We start from the raw sequence: 15,551 nt of genomic DNA on the forward strand, positions 1-15,551 counted from the left end.
CAGTACCCAAGTCGTGGCAGCCCTTGTGCAAATTCCAAAGGGACAGGCATGAAACGGGCGGAAAGCGTGACATTTGGCGGCTCTGGACTGGACCGGGCGGCGCAGATCCGTACCGATGCCAGAGCCTTGGAGGCAGCACGGTCCGATACTACGGCGCGGTGCATCCTTATGTGGCGGGGCAAACCGCTGGTCATGGGCGAAGCGCTGGACCAGTTGGCCTTGGTTCCGATGGGCCACGATCTGGTTGCGAACGGACCCGGCGGGGCGATTGACCAACCGATCTTGCTGGGGCGCAGTGATGCGGGTGCGCCGCTGTTTGCAATGGACATTTCGAATTGGTCTGCCGACGGGTTGGACCTGTCGGGCGTTGGAGCGTTCGTGGACCGAACCGAACAGCAGCATCCGGGGCTGCCCGTGGGCCACGTGTTCGCCGAGCTTCGTCGGATCATGACCCGCCTGTCGGCCCGGGACGCCGAATTGGCAGCCACCGCCAAAGCCGTGATCGGCTGGCACGAGACGCACAGGTTCTGCGCGCGCTGCGGCAACCCGACCAACATTTCACAGGCGGGGTGGCAACGACTGTGCCCGGCCTGTGGCGGTCAGCACTTTCCACGGACCGATCCGGTGGTGATCATGTTGGTCACGCATGGCGATTCCGTCCTGATGGGCAGATCTCCGGGGTGGCCCGACGGCATGTATTCACTGTTGGCCGGTTTCGTCGAGCCGGGCGAGACCCTTGAAGCCGCCGTGCGGCGTGAGGTCATGGAGGAGGCCGGCGTTCCGGTCGGACACGTCAGCTATCTGGCAAGTCAACCCTGGCCATTTCCGTCGTCGCTGATGTTCGGGTGTGCAGCGCAGGCGCTGTCCCGCGAGATCACGATCGACCCGGTCGAGATCGAGGACGCGATGTGGGTCACCAAGTCCGAGATGATGCAGGCTTTTGCAGGCGAGCACCCCAAGCTTCTGCCGGCGCGAAAGGGGGCAATCGCGCATTTTCTTTTGCGTAACTGGCTTGCAGATACGCTGGACTGACGAAACACTGACACCCTGACTGAGCAGAAAAGGCCGACATGCAGGTTTCAGCACGCGAAGATATCCAGGCGCCGATCGATGCGGTGTTCGACATGGTCGCGGACTTCGAACGGTTCGAGCGCATGGCGATGCGCCGCGGTGTCGAGGTTCGACGCACTGTCGAAATGCCGGGCCACTGGGTCGGGTCGTGCTGGGAAGCTGATATCATGATCCGTGGCAAGCCACGCCATGTCGCGATCGAGGTGGCCGAGTTCGATCGCCCCACAGCCATGCGGTTTCGATCGACCAGCAAGGGGATGAACGGCCTGACCACGATTGATCTTCTGTCGCTGTCGCAAAAGCAGACGCGGCTGAGCATCGAGATGTCACTGGCGGCCAAGACCTTGCCTGCGCGTCTGCTTCTGCAGTCGTTGAAGCTGGGCAAGGCCAGATTCCGGCGCCAGTTCCAGATGCGACTGAGCGATTTTGCGCGCGAAATGGAAGAACGCTATCTGCACGGGGCTTGAGAGCCGGCGTTTGACTGGCGGTGAGCAGTCCCAAGCTGCCTGCGCGTGGGAGCAGACTAACCGCGTGGTCGAGCAGCGGGGTACACGCCCAGCACTTCCACATTCGTGGTGAAATGCTGCAGTTCATCCATCGCGAGCTGCACGTTGCGGTCTTCCGGGTGGCCGACGATGTCGGCGTAGAACTGAGTCGCCGTGAACGAGCCATCAACCATGTAGCTTTCCAGCTTGGTCATGTTGATGCCGTTGGTGGCAAAACCGCCCATGGCCTTGTACAGCGCCGCCGGAATGTTCCGGACCTGGAACACGAAGCTGGTGATCATCCCGTGCTCGCCACGGCGGCTGCGGTCGTCCTCGCGGGACATCACCAGAAAGCGGGTCGTGTTGTCGTCGCTGTCTTCGATGTGGCGCGCCAGCAGTTCAAGGCCATAGATTTCGCCAGCCAGTTCGCTGGCCAGGGCCGCCGAATGTTTCTCACCCGCTTCCGAGACCTCGCGCGCCGCGCGGGCGTTGTCAGGGCTGACGCGCCCGCGGATGCCGTGGGCCTTTAGGAAGTTTGCGCATTGCGGCAACAGCACCAGATGCGAATGGGCTTCGGTGATATCTTCGAGTTTTGCGCCCGGCACGCCCAGCAAGTTGATGTGAACTCGCACAAAGGCCTCGTCCACGATGTGCAGCCCGCTGTGCGGGAGCAGGCGGTGGATATCGGCCACTCGTCCATAGGTGCTGTTCTCGACCGGCAGCATGGCCAGATCGGCCTCGCCCGAGCGCACCGATTCGATCACGTCCTCGAATGTTCGGCAGGGTAGCGCCTCCATATCCGGACGCGCATTGCGACAGGCTTCGTGACTGTAGGCGCCGGGTTCCCCCTGAAAGGCGATGCGTTTGGTCATTTGGTCGATTCCGTGCAACAAGTTCCAGAATTGGGCGTTTCGTCGCGGTGTCTATACCTTGCCTCTTGCAAGGGGAAGCCTTAGACACCCCGAAGACAGCTGAAATGGACTCGCGATCAATGTTCGACACGATGACAGTTACCAAGGCCGCAGCCGGCCTGTTCGGTGCCTTCCTTGTACTCCTCCTGGCAAAATGGGGGGGCGATGTTCTCTACCATGTCGGCGGGCACGGCGAAGCCGCCTATGTTATTGAAACCGAAAGCTCGGGCGAAAGCGCTGACGGCGAAGAAGTGGTCTTTGCCGATCTGCTGGCCGCAGCTGACCCGGAAAAGGGCGCGAAGGTTTTCCGCAAGTGTTCGGCTTGCCACAAGCTGGAAGAAGGCGCCAATGGCACCGGTCCCTACCTGTATGGCGTCGTGGACCGCCCTGTGGCGGCGGCTGCGGGCTTCGGCTACTCGGCGGCGATGCAGTCGCATAGCGGCAACTGGACCCCGGAAGAGCTGGATGCGTTCATTGCAAACCCCAAAGGCTATATCCAAGGCACTTCGATGAGCTTTGCCGGTCTCAAAAAGGCTCAGGAACGCGCAGACCTGATCGCGTACCTGCAGACGATTGGCGGCTGATCTGCCCACCCAGACACCGAAAAGCGAAAGCCGCTGCCATGTGCAGCGGCTTTTTTTGTCTGAGCAAAACTTCACAAAGCGCTCACGCATTCTAAACTTGCAAGTGTCAGTGCTGGGCTTTTAGCTTGCCCACAAGGACATGGACAGAAGACAACATCGAAGGATGACCCGTATGATTTCCCATCTGCCTGGCGCGCGCGAACAAGGTTTTCGTCATTGGGTCGCGGCATTGGGCATTTCGGCGGCGTTGGTTCTGGGGCAGGCGGGGCCAGTCCGGGCCGACGAGGACCAGATCATTCGCAGCCATGGCTACTCGTACTTCGGCAATCTCGACTACCCCGCCGACTACACGCACTTGAACTATGCCAACCCGGATGCACCCAAGGGCGGCGAGCTGTCATTGGCCGCATCGGGCACGTTTGATTCCCTGAATCCATATTCACGCAAAGGTCGCCCCGGAGCGTTGACGACACTGCAATACGATCGGCTGATGGACAGCACCGATGACAGTGTCGGCCAGTACTACGGCGTATTGGCTGAGAGCCTGGAGTATGACGCCGACCGCAACTGGGTCATTTTCCACCTGCGCCCCGAAGCGACGTTCTGGGATGGCACGCCCGTCACCGCCGAGGATGTGGTCTACAGCCACCGCCTGTTCATCGAACAGGGCCTGCCGTCATATGCACAGGCCGTCGGGCGGATGGTGACCGGCGCCGAGGCGCTGGATACGCACACGGTCAAGTTCACGTTCAATCCCGAATTGACGGCCCGCAGCCGGATCGAAACCGTCGGCGCGACGCCCGTATTCTCGAAAGCGTGGTTCGAGGCAGACCCGTCCCGCCGTCTCGACGAGCCGCGCCTGGAAGTCGCCGTTGGATCTGGGCCTTACAAATTGGACAGCTACGATATCAACAGGCGCATCGTCTACAAACGCCGGGACGACTACTGGGGCAAGGACTTGCCGTTCAACAAGGGCCGGCACAACTACGATACCATCCGAGTCGAGTATTTCGCGGACCAGACAGCCGCCTTTGAAGGCTTCAAGGCAGGCGAATACACGCTGCGGATCGAAAGCGACCCCAAACTGTGGGCGACCGGCTATGACTTCCCCAAGTTGAAAGAGGGCTACGTCGTCAAGGACGCGATTGCGAATGGCAGCCCACCGACCCCGTCGGGCTTTGTGTTCAACCTCGCGCGTCCGCAATTCGCGGACAAGAATGTTCGAAAGGCACTGGCGCTGGCATTCAACTTTGAATGGGCCAATGAATCTCTGCTGTTCGGCCTGAACTCACCCCGCGATTCGTTCATCGAAGGCACACCGCTTGAAGCGATGGATACACCGCAGGGGGCTGAGCTGTCATTTCTGCAAGCTTTGGGCGACGTGGTTCCACCCGAGATGTTGACCGAACCGGTGACGACCGTTCACGAATCCAACCCGGCGCGCCTGAACGATCGGCGCAACCTGCGCAAAGCCTCGAAACTGTTGGACGAAGCCGGATGGCCGGTGGGCGACGGCAACTTGCGCCGCAATGCTCAGGGTCAGACCCTGCGGATGAACATCCCCTATCCGTCCAACCTGCCGACATCGACGGCCACGATGATTGAGACCTTTGTGCAAAACCTTCAGGCGCTGGGCGTGGATGCTTCGGCCGAAAAGGTCGACCCGGCGCAATACACCCTGCGCAGCCGCGAGCGTGACTATGACATGGTTTATTCGACACGCTATGGCGCGTTCCTGTCGACTGGCGGTGGCCTCAGTCAAATGTATGGCTCGAAAGAGGCCGAGTTCAGCCTGTTCAACCCGGCAGGCCTTGCCAGCCCGTTGGTGGACGCCATCATCGAGGCGTCATTTGCGACCAACAATCAAACCGATCAGGATGCAGCGCTTATGGCCTTGGATCGCGCCTTGCGCTATGAGTTCTTCATCATACCGGATGGGTATATCGCGGAATACTGGACAGCCTACTACAACATGTACGAATACCCCGATCAGTTGCCGCCCTATGCGCTGGGATACCTTGATCTGTGGTGGATCAATCCCGAGAAGGAAGCGGCCCTGAAAGCAGAAGGCGCGCTGCGTTAACATGGGCGCATATATTCTTCGACGCCTGTTGCTGGTCATTCCGACCCTTCTGGGCATCATGATCGTCAACTTCACGCTGGTGCAGTTCGTACCCGGCGGTCCGGTCGAGCAGATCATCGCCCAGATCGAAGGGCAGGGCGATGTATTTGCGGGTTTTGCGGGGTCCGGTGACGCGGGGGCCGGGGCCGAACCCGGCGGTGGCGTCTTCGATGACAAATACGTGGGCGCCCGCGGCCTACCGCCGGAATTCATCGCCGAACTGGAAAAGGAATTCGGCTTCGACAAGCCGCCGGTCGAGCGGTTCCTGAACATGATGGGCAACTATCTGACGCTGGATTTCGGCGAGAGCTACTTCCGCTCGGTCTCGGTGATTGACCTGGTGCTGGAAAAGATGCCGGTCTCGATCTCGCTGGGCCTGTGGTCGACGCTGATCGCCTATCTGGTCTCGATCCCGCTGGGCATCCGCAAGGCGGTCAAGGATGGTTCACGGTTTGACACATGGACCAGCGCGACGATCATCGTGGCCTATGCGATCCCCGGCTTCCTGTTCGCGATCCTGCTGCTGGTGCTGTTTGCGGGCGGCTCCTACTGGCAGATCTTCCCGCTGCGCGGGCTGACCTCGGACAATTGGGAAGACCTCAGCCTGCTGGGCAAAGTGGCCGACTATTTCTGGCACATCGCCCTGCCGACCATCGCGCTGACGATTTCCGCTTTTGCAACGCTGACGCTGCTGACCAAGAATTCGTTTCTGGACGAGATCAAGAAACAATACGTCATGACCGCCCGCGCCAAGGGGCTGAGCGAGCAGCGCGTTCTGTACGGCCACGTATTCCGCAACGCGATGCTGATCGTGATCGCCGGCTTCCCAGCGGTGTTCATCGGCGTGTTCTTCGGCGGGTCGATCATCATCGAGACGATCTTCTCGCTGGATGGACTTGGTCGTCTGGGCTTTGAGGCCGCAGTGGCGCGCGATTATCCGGTAATCTTCGGGACGCTGTTCATTTTCGGCCTGCTCGGTCTGGTCGTCGGCATCATCAGCGACCTGATGTATGTGCTGGTCGATCCGCGCATCGATTTCGAGAAACGCGAGGGGTAAATGGCACTTTCTCCTCTGAACCAGCGCCGCTGGCGCAATTTCTGCCGCAACCGCAGGGCCTTTTGGTCGCTGATCATCTTTTCGGTGCTGTTCGGCTTGTCGCTGTTCGCGGAATTCATCGCCAATGACAAACCGATCCTGGTGAAGTACCGGGGCGAGTTCTACACGCCCATCTTCAACTTCTATGCCGAGACTGAGTTCGGCGGCGACTTCCAAACCGAGGCGATCTATCGTGACCCCGAGGTCCGTTGCCTGATCGACAGCGGCGGGCTGGAAGACTGTTTCGACGACCCCGAAGGCATCATCGAGCAGATCGAGGCGGGGACGTTCCAGGCCGAAGGATTCGAGCGCGGCTGGGCCATCTGGCCGCCGATCCCCTATTCCTACAACACCAGCGTCGACCGTCCCGGTGCGGCGCCCCTGCCGCCCAACGGGCAGAACCTGCTGGGCACCGACGACACCAAACGCGACGTTCTGGCGCGCGTCATCTACGGATTCCGCCTGTCGATCCTGTTCACCCTGATCGTCACCGGCGCGGCCAGCCTGATCGGTATATTTGCCGGCGCGCTGCAGGGCTTTTTCGGCGGCTGGCTGGACCTGATCTTCCAGCGCATCATCGAGATCTGGTCGGCGACGCCCTCGCTTTACGTCATCATCATCATGTTCGCGGTGCTGGGGCGAAGTTTCTGGCTGCTGGTGTTCCTCATGATCCTGTTCTCTTGGACAGGTCTGGTGGGCGTGGTGCGGGCCGAGTTCCTGCGCGCCCGCAATCTGGAGTACGTGCGCGCGGCCAAGGCGCTGGGCGTGGGCAACCTGACCATCATGTTCCGCCACATGCTGCCCAACGCGATGGTGGCCACGCTGACCTTCATGCCCTTCATCGTGACCGGCACGATCGGGGGGCTGGCCAGCCTCGATTTTCTGGGCTTCGGTCTGCCGTCCTCGGCGCCCTCGCTGGGTGAGCTGACCCTGCAGGCCAAGCAGAACCTGCAGGCGCCATGGCTGGCCTTCACTGCCTTTTTCACCTTTGCCATCATGCTGTCGCTGCTGGTCTTCATCTTCGAAGGCGTGCGTGACGCGTTCGACCCGCGAAAGACCTTCTCATGAGCTTGCTGGATGTGAAAAACCTCAAGGTCTCGTTCCGTCAGGACGGGCAGGTGACCACGGCGGTTCGGGGCGTGTCGTTCCATGTCGATCGCGGGGAAACTGTGGCGCTGGTGGGTGAATCCGGGTCGGGAAAATCGGTCACCGCGCTGTCCACCGTGTCGCTGCTGGGCGACAGCGCGATCGTCGAAGGGTCGGTTACCTATGACGGTCAAGAGATGATCGGCGCATCCGAGCAGCGCCTGATGGAGGTCCGCGGCAACGACATCAGCTTCATCTTCCAGGAGCCGATGACCTCGCTGAACCCGCTGCACACGATCCAGAAGCAGATGGCGGAATCGCTGGCCCTGCACCAGGGTCTGACGGGCGACGCGGCGCGCGCCCGGATCGTCGAATTGTTGAACAAGGTCGGTATCCGCGACCCCGAGGAACGGCTGGACGCCTATCCCCATCAGCTGTCCGGCGGACAGCGGCAGCGGGTGATGATCGCCATGGCGCTGGCCAACAAGCCCGACATCCTGATCGCGGACGAGCCGACCACTGCGCTGGACGTGACAATTCAGGCGCAGATCCTCGAACTGCTGGCCGAACTGCAGAAATCGGAAAACATGGGGATGCTGTTCATCACCCATGATCTGGGCATCGTGCGACGCATCGCCGACCGGGTCTGCGTGATGAAGGATGGCGAGATCGTCGAGACCGGCCCCGTGGCCGAGATCTTCGACAACCCTCAGCACCCTTATACCCGCAAGCTGCTGGCGGCCGAACCCACGGGCATACCCGACCCGATCGACCCCGCCGCCGAAGAAGTGGCCCGGACCGAGCATCTGAAGGTCTGGTTTCCGATCCAGCGCGGGTTCCTGAAGCGCACGGTCGGCTATGTGAAGGCGGTGAACGACGCCACACTCAGCGTGCGGGCGGGCGAAACCGTTGGGATCGTGGGCGAAAGCGGCTCGGGCAAGACCACGCTGGCGCTGGCGATCATGCGGCTGATCGCCTCCGAGGGCGGGATCACCTTCCGCGGGCAGGATGTGCGCCGCTGGTCCACGCGCGAGCTGCGCCGCTTGCGCAAGGACATGCAGATCGTGTTTCAGGACCCGTTCGGCAGCCTCAGCCCGCGGATGACCTGCCAGCAGATCATTGCCGAGGGTCTGGCGATCCACAAGGTCGACCCGCACCGGGCCCCGCGCGAACTGGTGGCCGAGGTGATGACCGAGGTGGGCCTGGACCCGGCGGCCATGGACCGCTATCCGCACGAGTTTTCGGGCGGGCAACGCCAGCGCATCGCGATTGCCCGCGCCATGGTGCTGCGGCCCAAGCTGCTGGTGCTGGATGAACCCACCAGTGCGCTGGACATGACAGTGCAGGTGCAGATCGTCGAATTGCTGCGCGACCTGCAGAAGAAATATGGATTGGCCTACCTGTTCATCAGCCACGACCTGAAGGTGGTGCGGGCGATGTCACACAAGGTGATCGTCATGCGCAACGGAGACGTGGTCGAGATGGGCGCTGCCGAAGATCTTTTCGTCAACGCCCAGGATGACTATACCCGCGAACTGATCGCTGCGGCGGGCTAGGCGTTGGCCGCTTCGCGCGCCGCCGATTTCGGCACCGGGCCGCGCAGCTCTTCATAGTGGTCGAACTGCAGCTTGACCCAGCCGGTGCCGCGTGTGGCGCTGGCCAGTGTGCGGTGTAGTTCGTCCTCGGCCACGGCGGGCAGTTGGGCGTTGAATATCTCCCAGCCCGGCGCGTTCGGGTTGCCCTCGAACCCCAGTACCTGCCCCTGAAGCGAGCTGATCGTGGGCACCAGATCGCCCACGAAGGCCGACGGAACATGGATCTCGGCGTTCAGGATCGGCTGCAAAACAACCGGCTTGGCCTGTGGCAAGGCTTCGCGCACGGCGTTCTTGCCTGCCGTCCGGAAGGCAAAATCGGAACTGTCTACGTTGTGATGCTTGCCGTCATGCAGGGTGACCTTCACATCCACCACCGGAAAGCCCTCGGGGCCCTGCGCCAATGCATCGACCGCGCCTTGTTCGACCGAGGGGATATAGTTCTTGGGCACGGCGCCGCCCTTGACCACCTCGTCGAATTGAAATCCCGATCCGCGCGGCAGCGGCGCGACCGAGATCACCACATCGGCGAACTGCCCCGCTCCGCCGGATTGCTTGCGGTGGCGGTGTCGGTGTTCGACCGTGGCGCGGATGGTCTCGCGATACGCGGTCTCGACCGGAGAGGTTTCGATCTCGATCCCGAAATCCTCGGCCAGCTTGGCGACCACCCGCCGCATGTGCTGCGGCCCTTGGGAACCGAGAACGGCGTGGCCGCTCAGCTCGTCCTGTTCCAGCGTCAGGCCCGGGTCGATCTCGACCAGCCGGGACAGCGCGTTGGACAGGCGCACGTCGTCGCGTTCATGGGCCGGCGACACCACCTGCCGATAGGCGACCGGATGCGCCGTGGCCCAATCCGGCAGCGGCGTGGAGCCGCTGCTGTCATAGATATTGCCGGGGTTGAGGTGATCGGATTTCACCGCCAGCCCGATCTCGCCGGCCTTCAGCCCGTCGATTTGGGTCTTTGCGTCCAGCGCGGTCAGGTTGCCAACAGTTTCGCCGCCCAGCGGGTCATGCGCCTTGATCCCGTCGCCCAGCCCCCGCAGGACGATGATTTTGCCAATGTGCTTTTTGACGTCGGCGAACCCGGCGATGGCGCGGGCGGCCTCGGGCGCCGCGTCCCGGTCGGCGGCGATGTCGAATTCGGGCGCCTCGTGCCGCAGGGCCTTCATCAGGCGGGTCAGCCCGTTGCCATGGCTGGCTGCGCCCAGACAGGCCGGGATCAACTGATGGTTCTGCAGGACCTGCGCGGCCAGGTCATAGACCTCGGCGCTGGGCGGCTGCTTGTCCTCGATCAGCTGCTCGAGCAGGTGGTCGTCGAAATCCGACAGGGTTTCGAGCAATTCGGTGCGGGCTTCGGCCTCGCGATCTGCCACCGATTGCGGCAGTTCGATCAGTGCCGAGGGCTGACCTTCCTGATATTTCCACGCGCGCTCCGAGATCAGGTCGACGGCGCCGACGATGGTTTCGCCTTCACGGATCGGCACCTGCCGCAGGGTGATGTGATGGCTGCAATAGGTCTGCAGCGCGGCGATGATGTCGCGGATGCGGCCGTTGGGGTTGTCCATCCGGTTGATGAACAGAAAGCAGGGAATGCCCGCCTCCTCGACCAGCCGCAGATAGGGGGCACACAGAACCGCCGCGTCCGGGTCCGGCGGGACCACCACCACGGCCGCGTCGGAAATGGCCATGGCGGGTCCGGCATAGGCCAGCGCATCGCCCCCGCCATCCACGTCGATCGCGCACCACGGTTCGCCCAGATAAGAAAAACCGTGCAGATGCACGGTTCCGGACAGGTCGAATGTGGTGGGCCGGCCATCAAGGCGACTGATGGCCTCGACCAGTGTTGTCTTGCCCGATTGGCTGGGGCCGAGGACGGTAAAAACGCGCATGGGTGCTGTCCCTTCGTCAAGTTGCAGAGTGGTTGCACGAAAGGAGCTGTCGAACGCGGATGCGCCGGCGAGTCTGTCTGAATGATGGCCTGCCTCGGCGTCGGGCGGCCTTCCGCCCGCCTTCCGAGTGTGGGGAAAACCCCCCGCGCGCGTCAACCCCCCGCTTTTTTGCATTGTGGCGACTGGCCGGCTTGCGGCCTGTCGCCCGTCGTCAGATCGCCGAACTGTGGCCTGCCTTGCTCAGGTCATAAGCGTCGAAGGTCCGGGCGATCATCCGAGCCAAGGCGCGCGCTTCGGGCGGGATGAACAGCCCGTCATCGGTGATTTGCAACAACCCGTCGAAGGCGTCATTGGCGCGCTGGTACATCGCCTTCAGCTCGGCCGCCGAGATGTCGTGGTCGCGCAGGATCTCGGCCGTTTCGATGCGGAAGTCGCACATCAGGGCCTCGATCAGGCGGGCGCGCAGAATGTCCTGATCCTTGAACAGATGCCCGCGCGAGGTCGAGAACCGGCCATCGCGCACCGCTTTGGTATGGGCCGACGTGGCCGGTGCATTCTGCGCATAGCCCTGCGGGAAGCGCGAGATCGAGCTGGCGCCGACGCCAATCAGAACCTCGGCCTGGTCGTCAGTATAGCCCTGGAAGTTGCGTTTCAGCCGCCCGGCCTTCAGCGCGTGGGTCAGCCCGTCATCCTTGGTGGCGAAATGATCGATGCCGATTTCTTCGTAATTGTCCCACAGGAACAGACGGCGCGCGGTGTCGAACAGATCAAGCCGCTGTTCCGGCGTCGGAAGGGCGTCGGACGGGATCAGCTGCTGGCGTTTCGCCATCCACGGCACATGCGCGTAGCCATAAAGGGCCACCCGGTCGGGGTTGAGCGACAGTAGCTTTTGCACGCTTTCGGTCATCCGCGTCTTGGTCTGGTGCGGCAGTCCGTACAGGATGTCGGCGTTCAGGCTGGGCACACCGCGCTCGCGGATCATGTCGATCGCCTCGCGGGTGGTGTCATAGCTCTGGATGCGCCCGATGGTCTTCTGGATCTCGTCGTCGAAATCCTGAACCCCGATCGAGGCGCGGTTCATCCCGGCTTCGGCCAGCGCATCCAGTCGAGCGGCATCCACCTCGTTGGGGTCGATCTCGACCGAGAATTCCGCGTTGGGTCCAAGTGGGACGATCCCCAGAATATGCGCAGCCAGTTCACGCATCAGGTCGGGGTTCAGCAGCGTGGGCGTACCCCCGCCCCAGTGCAGGCGCGACAGGGTCACCCCGCTGGGCAGGCGCGCGGCCAGCAAGTCCAGCTCGGCCTTGAGGACATCGACATAGGCGATGACGGGGTTGTCGGTCTGGGTGCCCTGAGTGCGGCAGGCGCAGAACCAGCACAGCCGGCGACAGAACGGCACATGGACATAGAGCGAGATCGAACTGCCCGGCCGGATGGCGGAAATCCAGTCGCTGAACATGTCGGGCCCCACGTCATTGCTGAAGTGGGGGGCGGTCGGATAGCTGGTATAACGCGGTACCTTCGCGTCAAATAGTCCGAGCTTTGCCAATTGAGGTTTTACTATCATGACGACACCGGTATAGGCTCGACGACCAGAAAACCTTGACCGAGATCAAGTGGACGCGCGCATGACACTTAATACCCTCGTTGACCACTCCAATTGCGAAGATTGCCCAATTCGGCATCGAGCCGTCTGCGCGCGCTGCGATGCGGACGAGTTGGTCGCGTTGGAAGAAATCAAGTATTACCGCAGCTTCGAGGCCGGTCAGACGATCATCTGGTCGGGCGATCAGATGAATTTCGTAGGCTCGGTTGTGTCCGGGATCGCGTCTCTGACCCAAACCATGGAGGACGGGCGCACCCAGATGGTGGGCCTGCTGCTGCCCAGCGACTTCGTAGGGCGGCCGGGGCGCGACTCGGCGCCTTATGACGTTCAAGCGACCACTGACGTGGTCATGTGCTGTTTCCGCAAGAAACCGTTCGAGGACCTCATGGGCAGCACACCGCATATTGCCCACCGCTTGCTGCAGATGACGTTGGACGAGTTGGACGCGGCGCGTGAATGGATGCTGGTTCTTGGCCGCAAGACCGCGCGAGAGAAGATCGCCAGCCTGCTGTCGATCATCGCACGCCGGGATGCGTCTGCCAGCCAGAAGGGCTCATCCGGCCCCATCGTCTTCGACCTGCCGCTGACCCGCGAGGCGATGGCCGACTACCTTGGTCTGACGCTCGAGACCGTCAGCCGTCAGATTTCTGCGCTTAAAAAGGATGAAGTGATCCTGCTGCAGGGCAAGCGCCACGTGACCGTTCCGGATATCGGCCGCCTGATGGAAGAGGCCGGGGATGATTCGGACGGCGGGTTTCTGGTCTAAGCGGTTTTTCTGAGCCACTCGACGACGCGCCCGACCGGTGTCTGCGATCGGGCGGCACGTGGCGACCACAGCTTGAGCCTGTCGGGAAGAGTGACCACCGTTTCGAACGGAGCCACCAGTCGACCGCTGTCCAGATGCGGCTGAACCAGCGCCTTGTGTCCCATCAACACACCCGCACCGTTCAGCGCTTCTTCGACGGCCAGCGCGTACAAAGAGAAAACCGGCCCGCGGGGTGTGAACGCCCATCCGGGTCGCGCCGCGGCCACCCAGGTTTGCCAATCGTCGAACCAGGTAGAGTCGGACAGGCAGGTCACATTCGCCAAGTCCTCGGGCGTAGTCAGGCGACGCGCCAAGGCCGGCGCGCAAATCGGAAAGATGGCGTCTTCGGCGATGGGGTCCCCCAAGTCACCGCCGAAAAACAGGTAGATGTCGAAGGGCGCGCGCTTGAGGTTGGGCGGGGTTTCCTCGGCCGTGAGCGAAACTTCGATTTCCGGCTCTGCGGCTCGAAGTTCGGGCAACCTTGGCGACAGCCACAGCTGTGCAATCGAGGGCAGCGTCACGATATGCACCACCTGCGGCTGTGCCTGGGCGCGCATGGCCAATGTGGTTTGTCCCAAGGTGTCGAAGGCCTTGGTCAGGTCCGGCAATGCCTTCTGTCCCAGCGCGGTCAGGGCAACGCCTCTTGCGGTGCGCTCGAAAAGGGGCGCACCCAGTTCGTCTTCCAACGTTTTGACATGGGCTGACACCGCGCCTGCGCTGACGCCAAGTTCCGTAGCCGCCGCCGAGAATCCGCCCAGGCGGGCTGCGGCCTCGAACGCCCGCAGCGCGTTCAGAGGTAGGGGTTTGGGGCGCGGTGGAGCAACGGGCATGGATTTAGGCTCAATTTTTCTGACCCTAATTTTTCGCAAAACTGATTTGCGCGCAAGTCAGGATCTTTGCATCGTTGGCCGCAAAGACGGAGGATCAGATGCAGCACCTTGCTCACCGTGCCTGGGTTCCGGGCCACTGCGAAAACCTTGTTCAGGCCATCGCCCGGAAGGTTGCCGACAGCAGCTCGGAGGCGATTGAGGCTCGGATCGGCGCGCTGATCGCGCGAAACTCGGATATTCACGATGCCGAGTGTTTCAATCTGAATCCGGCGACTAATGTCATGAATCCGAGGGCCGAGGCGGCACTGGCCGCGGGTCTGGGCAGTCGTCCATCTTTGGGCTATCCGGGCGACAAATACGAGATGGGTCTTGAGGCCATCGAGGAGATCGAGGTGATCGCGGCCGAGCTTGCGGCCCGCGTGTTCAACGCGCGATACGCCGAAGTTCGGGTGGCATCCGGCGCCTTGGCCAATCTGTATGGCTTCATGGCTCTGACACGGCCGGGCGATACGATCATCGCGCCTCCGGCCGCGATCGGCGGGCACGTGACCCACCATGAGGGTGGCTGCGCGGGGCTTTATTGTCTGCAAACGATCAATGCACCAGTGGATGCGGACGGGTACAGTCTGGATCTGGCCGCGCTGCGCGACATGGCCAGAACGCACCGGCCCCGGTTGATCACCGTTGGTGGCTCGCTGAACCTGTTCCCGCATCCTGTGTCGGCCGTGCGCGAAATTGCCGACGAAATCGGGGCCAAGGTTCTGTTCGATGCGGCCCACCAATGCGGGATCATCGCCAGCGGGGCTTGGGCGAACCCGTTGGATGAAGGCGCGCATCTGATGACGATGAGCACCTACAAAAGCCTGGGCGGCCCGGCGGGTGGGCTGATCGTCACCAACGACGCCGAAATTGCGGAACGGCTGGACGCCATCGCATTTCCCGGAATGACGGCCAATTTCGATGCCGCGAAATCGGCGGCTCTGGCAATCTCATTGCTGGACTGGGTTGACTTCGGGCCGGCCTATGGACAAGCGATGATCGATCTTGCGCAGGCAATGGCCAGCAAGATGGAAGATCAGGGATTGCCAGTGTTCAAAGGGGCTGGTGGAGCCACCACCTCGCACCAATTCGCGCTGAAGGCCGCCGACTATGGGGGCGGGCAGGCGGTGTCAAAACACCTGCGGCGGGCTGGATTCCTGGCATGTGGTATCGGTTTGCCGATCGCTTCGGTTGCGGGTGACATGAACGGATTGCGGATCGGAACGCCCGAATTGGTCCGGCGGGGCGTGACCCCCGAACATGCCGGAGAACTTGTGGCCCTGTTCGCCGAGGCGCTGTCGGCCGATGATCCCGCATCGGTCGCGCCCAAGGTGCGGGATCTGCGATCCGGGTTCCAGGGGATGCACTACGTTCGTGCGTGACCCAACGGCCCGGCCGTGTTCTAATGCCTTTGCGTGAAACAATATTCAGGAGC

13 protein-coding genes are annotated in these 15,551 nt (G+C 62.3%); 9 read left to right on the top strand and 4 right to left on the bottom strand.

Going from position 1 to position 15,551, the window contains the following annotated elements; all coding sequences use genetic code 11:
* The first annotated feature begins 48 nt into the window (after nucleotides 1-48).
* Both nudC and GOW72_RS02845 read left to right on the top strand, forming a co-directional pair.
* Nucleotides 49-1,032 carry an NAD(+) diphosphatase gene (gene nudC, locus GOW72_RS02840; protein WP_170364998.1) on the top strand — a complete coding sequence of 328 codons (984 nt, stop codon included), beginning with the start codon at nucleotides 49-51 and terminating at the stop codon, nucleotides 1,030-1,032.
* A gap of 38 nt (nucleotides 1,033-1,070) precedes the next feature.
* Nucleotides 1,071-1,538 carry an SRPBCC family protein gene (locus GOW72_RS02845; protein ID WP_170360904.1) on the top strand — a complete coding sequence of 156 codons (468 nt, stop codon included), beginning with the start codon at nucleotides 1,071-1,073 and terminating at the stop codon, nucleotides 1,536-1,538.
* Nucleotides 1,539-1,594: 56 nt separating this feature from the next.
* Here the strand turns inward: GOW72_RS02845 and GOW72_RS02850 are convergent, their stop codons facing one another.
* Entirely contained in the window at nucleotides 1,595-2,428 is an 834-nt protein-coding gene (locus GOW72_RS02850) for a prephenate dehydratase (protein ID WP_170360906.1), read from the bottom strand.
* 119 nt (nucleotides 2,429-2,547) lie between these two features.
* Between GOW72_RS02850 and GOW72_RS02855 the strand changes: the two genes are divergently transcribed.
* From GOW72_RS02855 to GOW72_RS02875, 5 genes are all read left to right on the top strand, one after another.
* Entirely contained in the window at nucleotides 2,548-3,051 is a 504-nt protein-coding gene (locus GOW72_RS02855) for a c-type cytochrome (protein ID WP_170366006.1), read from the top strand.
* Nucleotides 3,052-3,223: 172 nt separating this feature from the next.
* Nucleotides 3,224-5,134 (top strand): extracellular solute-binding protein, encoded by a 1,911-nt coding sequence (locus tag GOW72_RS02860; RefSeq protein WP_170366008.1) that lies wholly within the window; start codon nucleotides 3,224-3,226, stop codon nucleotides 5,132-5,134.
* A 1-nt stretch (nucleotide 5,135) separates the two neighbouring features.
* Nucleotides 5,136-6,230: a microcin C ABC transporter permease YejB gene (locus GOW72_RS02865; protein ID WP_170341405.1), complete on the top strand. Its 1,095-nt coding sequence runs from the start codon at nucleotides 5,136-5,138 to the stop codon at nucleotides 6,228-6,230.
* Entirely contained in the window at nucleotides 6,231-7,337 is a 1,107-nt protein-coding gene (locus GOW72_RS02870; RefSeq protein WP_170342380.1) for an ABC transporter permease, read from the top strand. It begins immediately after the preceding gene.
* Entirely contained in the window at nucleotides 7,334-8,911 is a 1,578-nt protein-coding gene (locus tag GOW72_RS02875) for an ABC transporter ATP-binding protein (RefSeq protein ID WP_170342383.1), read from the top strand. The genes GOW72_RS02870 and GOW72_RS02875 overlap by 4 nt, the downstream gene beginning before the upstream one ends.
* Here GOW72_RS02875 and GOW72_RS02880 read toward each other — a convergent pair.
* Nucleotides 8,908-10,836, bottom strand: a complete 1,929-nt coding sequence (locus GOW72_RS02880; RefSeq protein WP_170365000.1) for an elongation factor G — start codon at nucleotides 10,834-10,836, stop codon at nucleotides 8,908-8,910. The genes GOW72_RS02875 and GOW72_RS02880 overlap by 4 nt on opposite strands.
* A 211-nt stretch (nucleotides 10,837-11,047) precedes the next feature.
* Nucleotides 11,048-12,403: an oxygen-independent coproporphyrinogen III oxidase gene (gene hemN / locus GOW72_RS02885; RefSeq protein WP_170365002.1), complete on the bottom strand. Its 1,356-nt coding sequence runs from the start codon at nucleotides 12,401-12,403 to the stop codon at nucleotides 11,048-11,050.
* A 61-nt stretch (nucleotides 12,404-12,464) separates the two neighbouring features.
* On the opposite strand from hemN, the gene fnrL reads away from it, so the two are divergent.
* Nucleotides 12,465-13,208 carry a transcriptional regulator FnrL gene (gene fnrL, locus GOW72_RS02890; protein ID WP_170360914.1) on the top strand — a complete coding sequence of 248 codons (744 nt, stop codon included), beginning with the start codon at nucleotides 12,465-12,467 and terminating at the stop codon, nucleotides 13,206-13,208.
* Here the strand turns inward: fnrL and GOW72_RS02895 are convergent.
* Nucleotides 13,205-14,077, bottom strand: a complete 873-nt coding sequence (locus tag GOW72_RS02895) for a LysR family transcriptional regulator (protein WP_170365004.1) — start codon at nucleotides 14,075-14,077, stop codon at nucleotides 13,205-13,207. The two genes, fnrL and GOW72_RS02895, sit on opposite strands and share 4 nt — an antisense overlap.
* Before the next feature lie 98 nt (nucleotides 14,078-14,175).
* Here GOW72_RS02895 and GOW72_RS02900 point away from each other — a divergent pair, with 98 nt between their 5' ends.
* On the top strand, nucleotides 14,176-15,498 hold the full coding sequence (locus GOW72_RS02900) for a serine hydroxymethyltransferase (protein WP_170365006.1): 1,323 nt from the start codon (nucleotides 14,176-14,178) through the stop codon (nucleotides 15,496-15,498).
* Nucleotides 15,499-15,551: the final 53 nt, after the last annotated feature.

This window comes from Ruegeria arenilitoris (assembly GCF_013032855.1).
GTDB classification, from domain to species: Bacteria; Pseudomonadota; Alphaproteobacteria; order Rhodobacterales; family Rhodobacteraceae; genus Ruegeria; species Ruegeria arenilitoris.

Coding starts and splice junctions, on each gene's coding strand:
- nudC (WP_170364998.1), top strand. CDS start 49: ATGAAACGGGCGGAAAGCGTGACATTTGGCGGCTCTGGACTGGACCGG.
- GOW72_RS02845 (WP_170360904.1), top strand. CDS start 1,071: ATGCAGGTTTCAGCACGCGAAGATATCCAGGCGCCGATCGATGCGGTG.
- GOW72_RS02850 (WP_170360906.1), bottom strand. CDS start 2,428: ATGACCAAACGCATCGCCTTTCAGGGGGAACCCGGCGCCTACAGTCAC.
- GOW72_RS02855 (WP_170366006.1), top strand. CDS start 2,548: ATGTTCGACACGATGACAGTTACCAAGGCCGCAGCCGGCCTGTTCGGT.
- GOW72_RS02860 (WP_170366008.1), top strand. CDS start 3,224: ATGATTTCCCATCTGCCTGGCGCGCGCGAACAAGGTTTTCGTCATTGG.
- GOW72_RS02865 (WP_170341405.1), top strand. CDS start 5,136: ATGGGCGCATATATTCTTCGACGCCTGTTGCTGGTCATTCCGACCCTT.
- GOW72_RS02870 (WP_170342380.1), top strand. CDS start 6,231: ATGGCACTTTCTCCTCTGAACCAGCGCCGCTGGCGCAATTTCTGCCGC.
- GOW72_RS02875 (WP_170342383.1), top strand. CDS start 7,334: ATGAGCTTGCTGGATGTGAAAAACCTCAAGGTCTCGTTCCGTCAGGAC.
- GOW72_RS02880 (WP_170365000.1), bottom strand. CDS start 10,836: ATGCGCGTTTTTACCGTCCTCGGCCCCAGCCAATCGGGCAAGACAACA.
- hemN (WP_170365002.1), bottom strand. CDS start 12,403: ATGATAGTAAAACCTCAATTGGCAAAGCTCGGACTATTTGACGCGAAG.
- fnrL (WP_170360914.1), top strand. CDS start 12,465: ATGACACTTAATACCCTCGTTGACCACTCCAATTGCGAAGATTGCCCA.
- GOW72_RS02895 (WP_170365004.1), bottom strand. CDS start 14,077: ATGCCCGTTGCTCCACCGCGCCCCAAACCCCTACCTCTGAACGCGCTG.
- GOW72_RS02900 (WP_170365006.1), top strand. CDS start 14,176: ATGCAGCACCTTGCTCACCGTGCCTGGGTTCCGGGCCACTGCGAAAAC.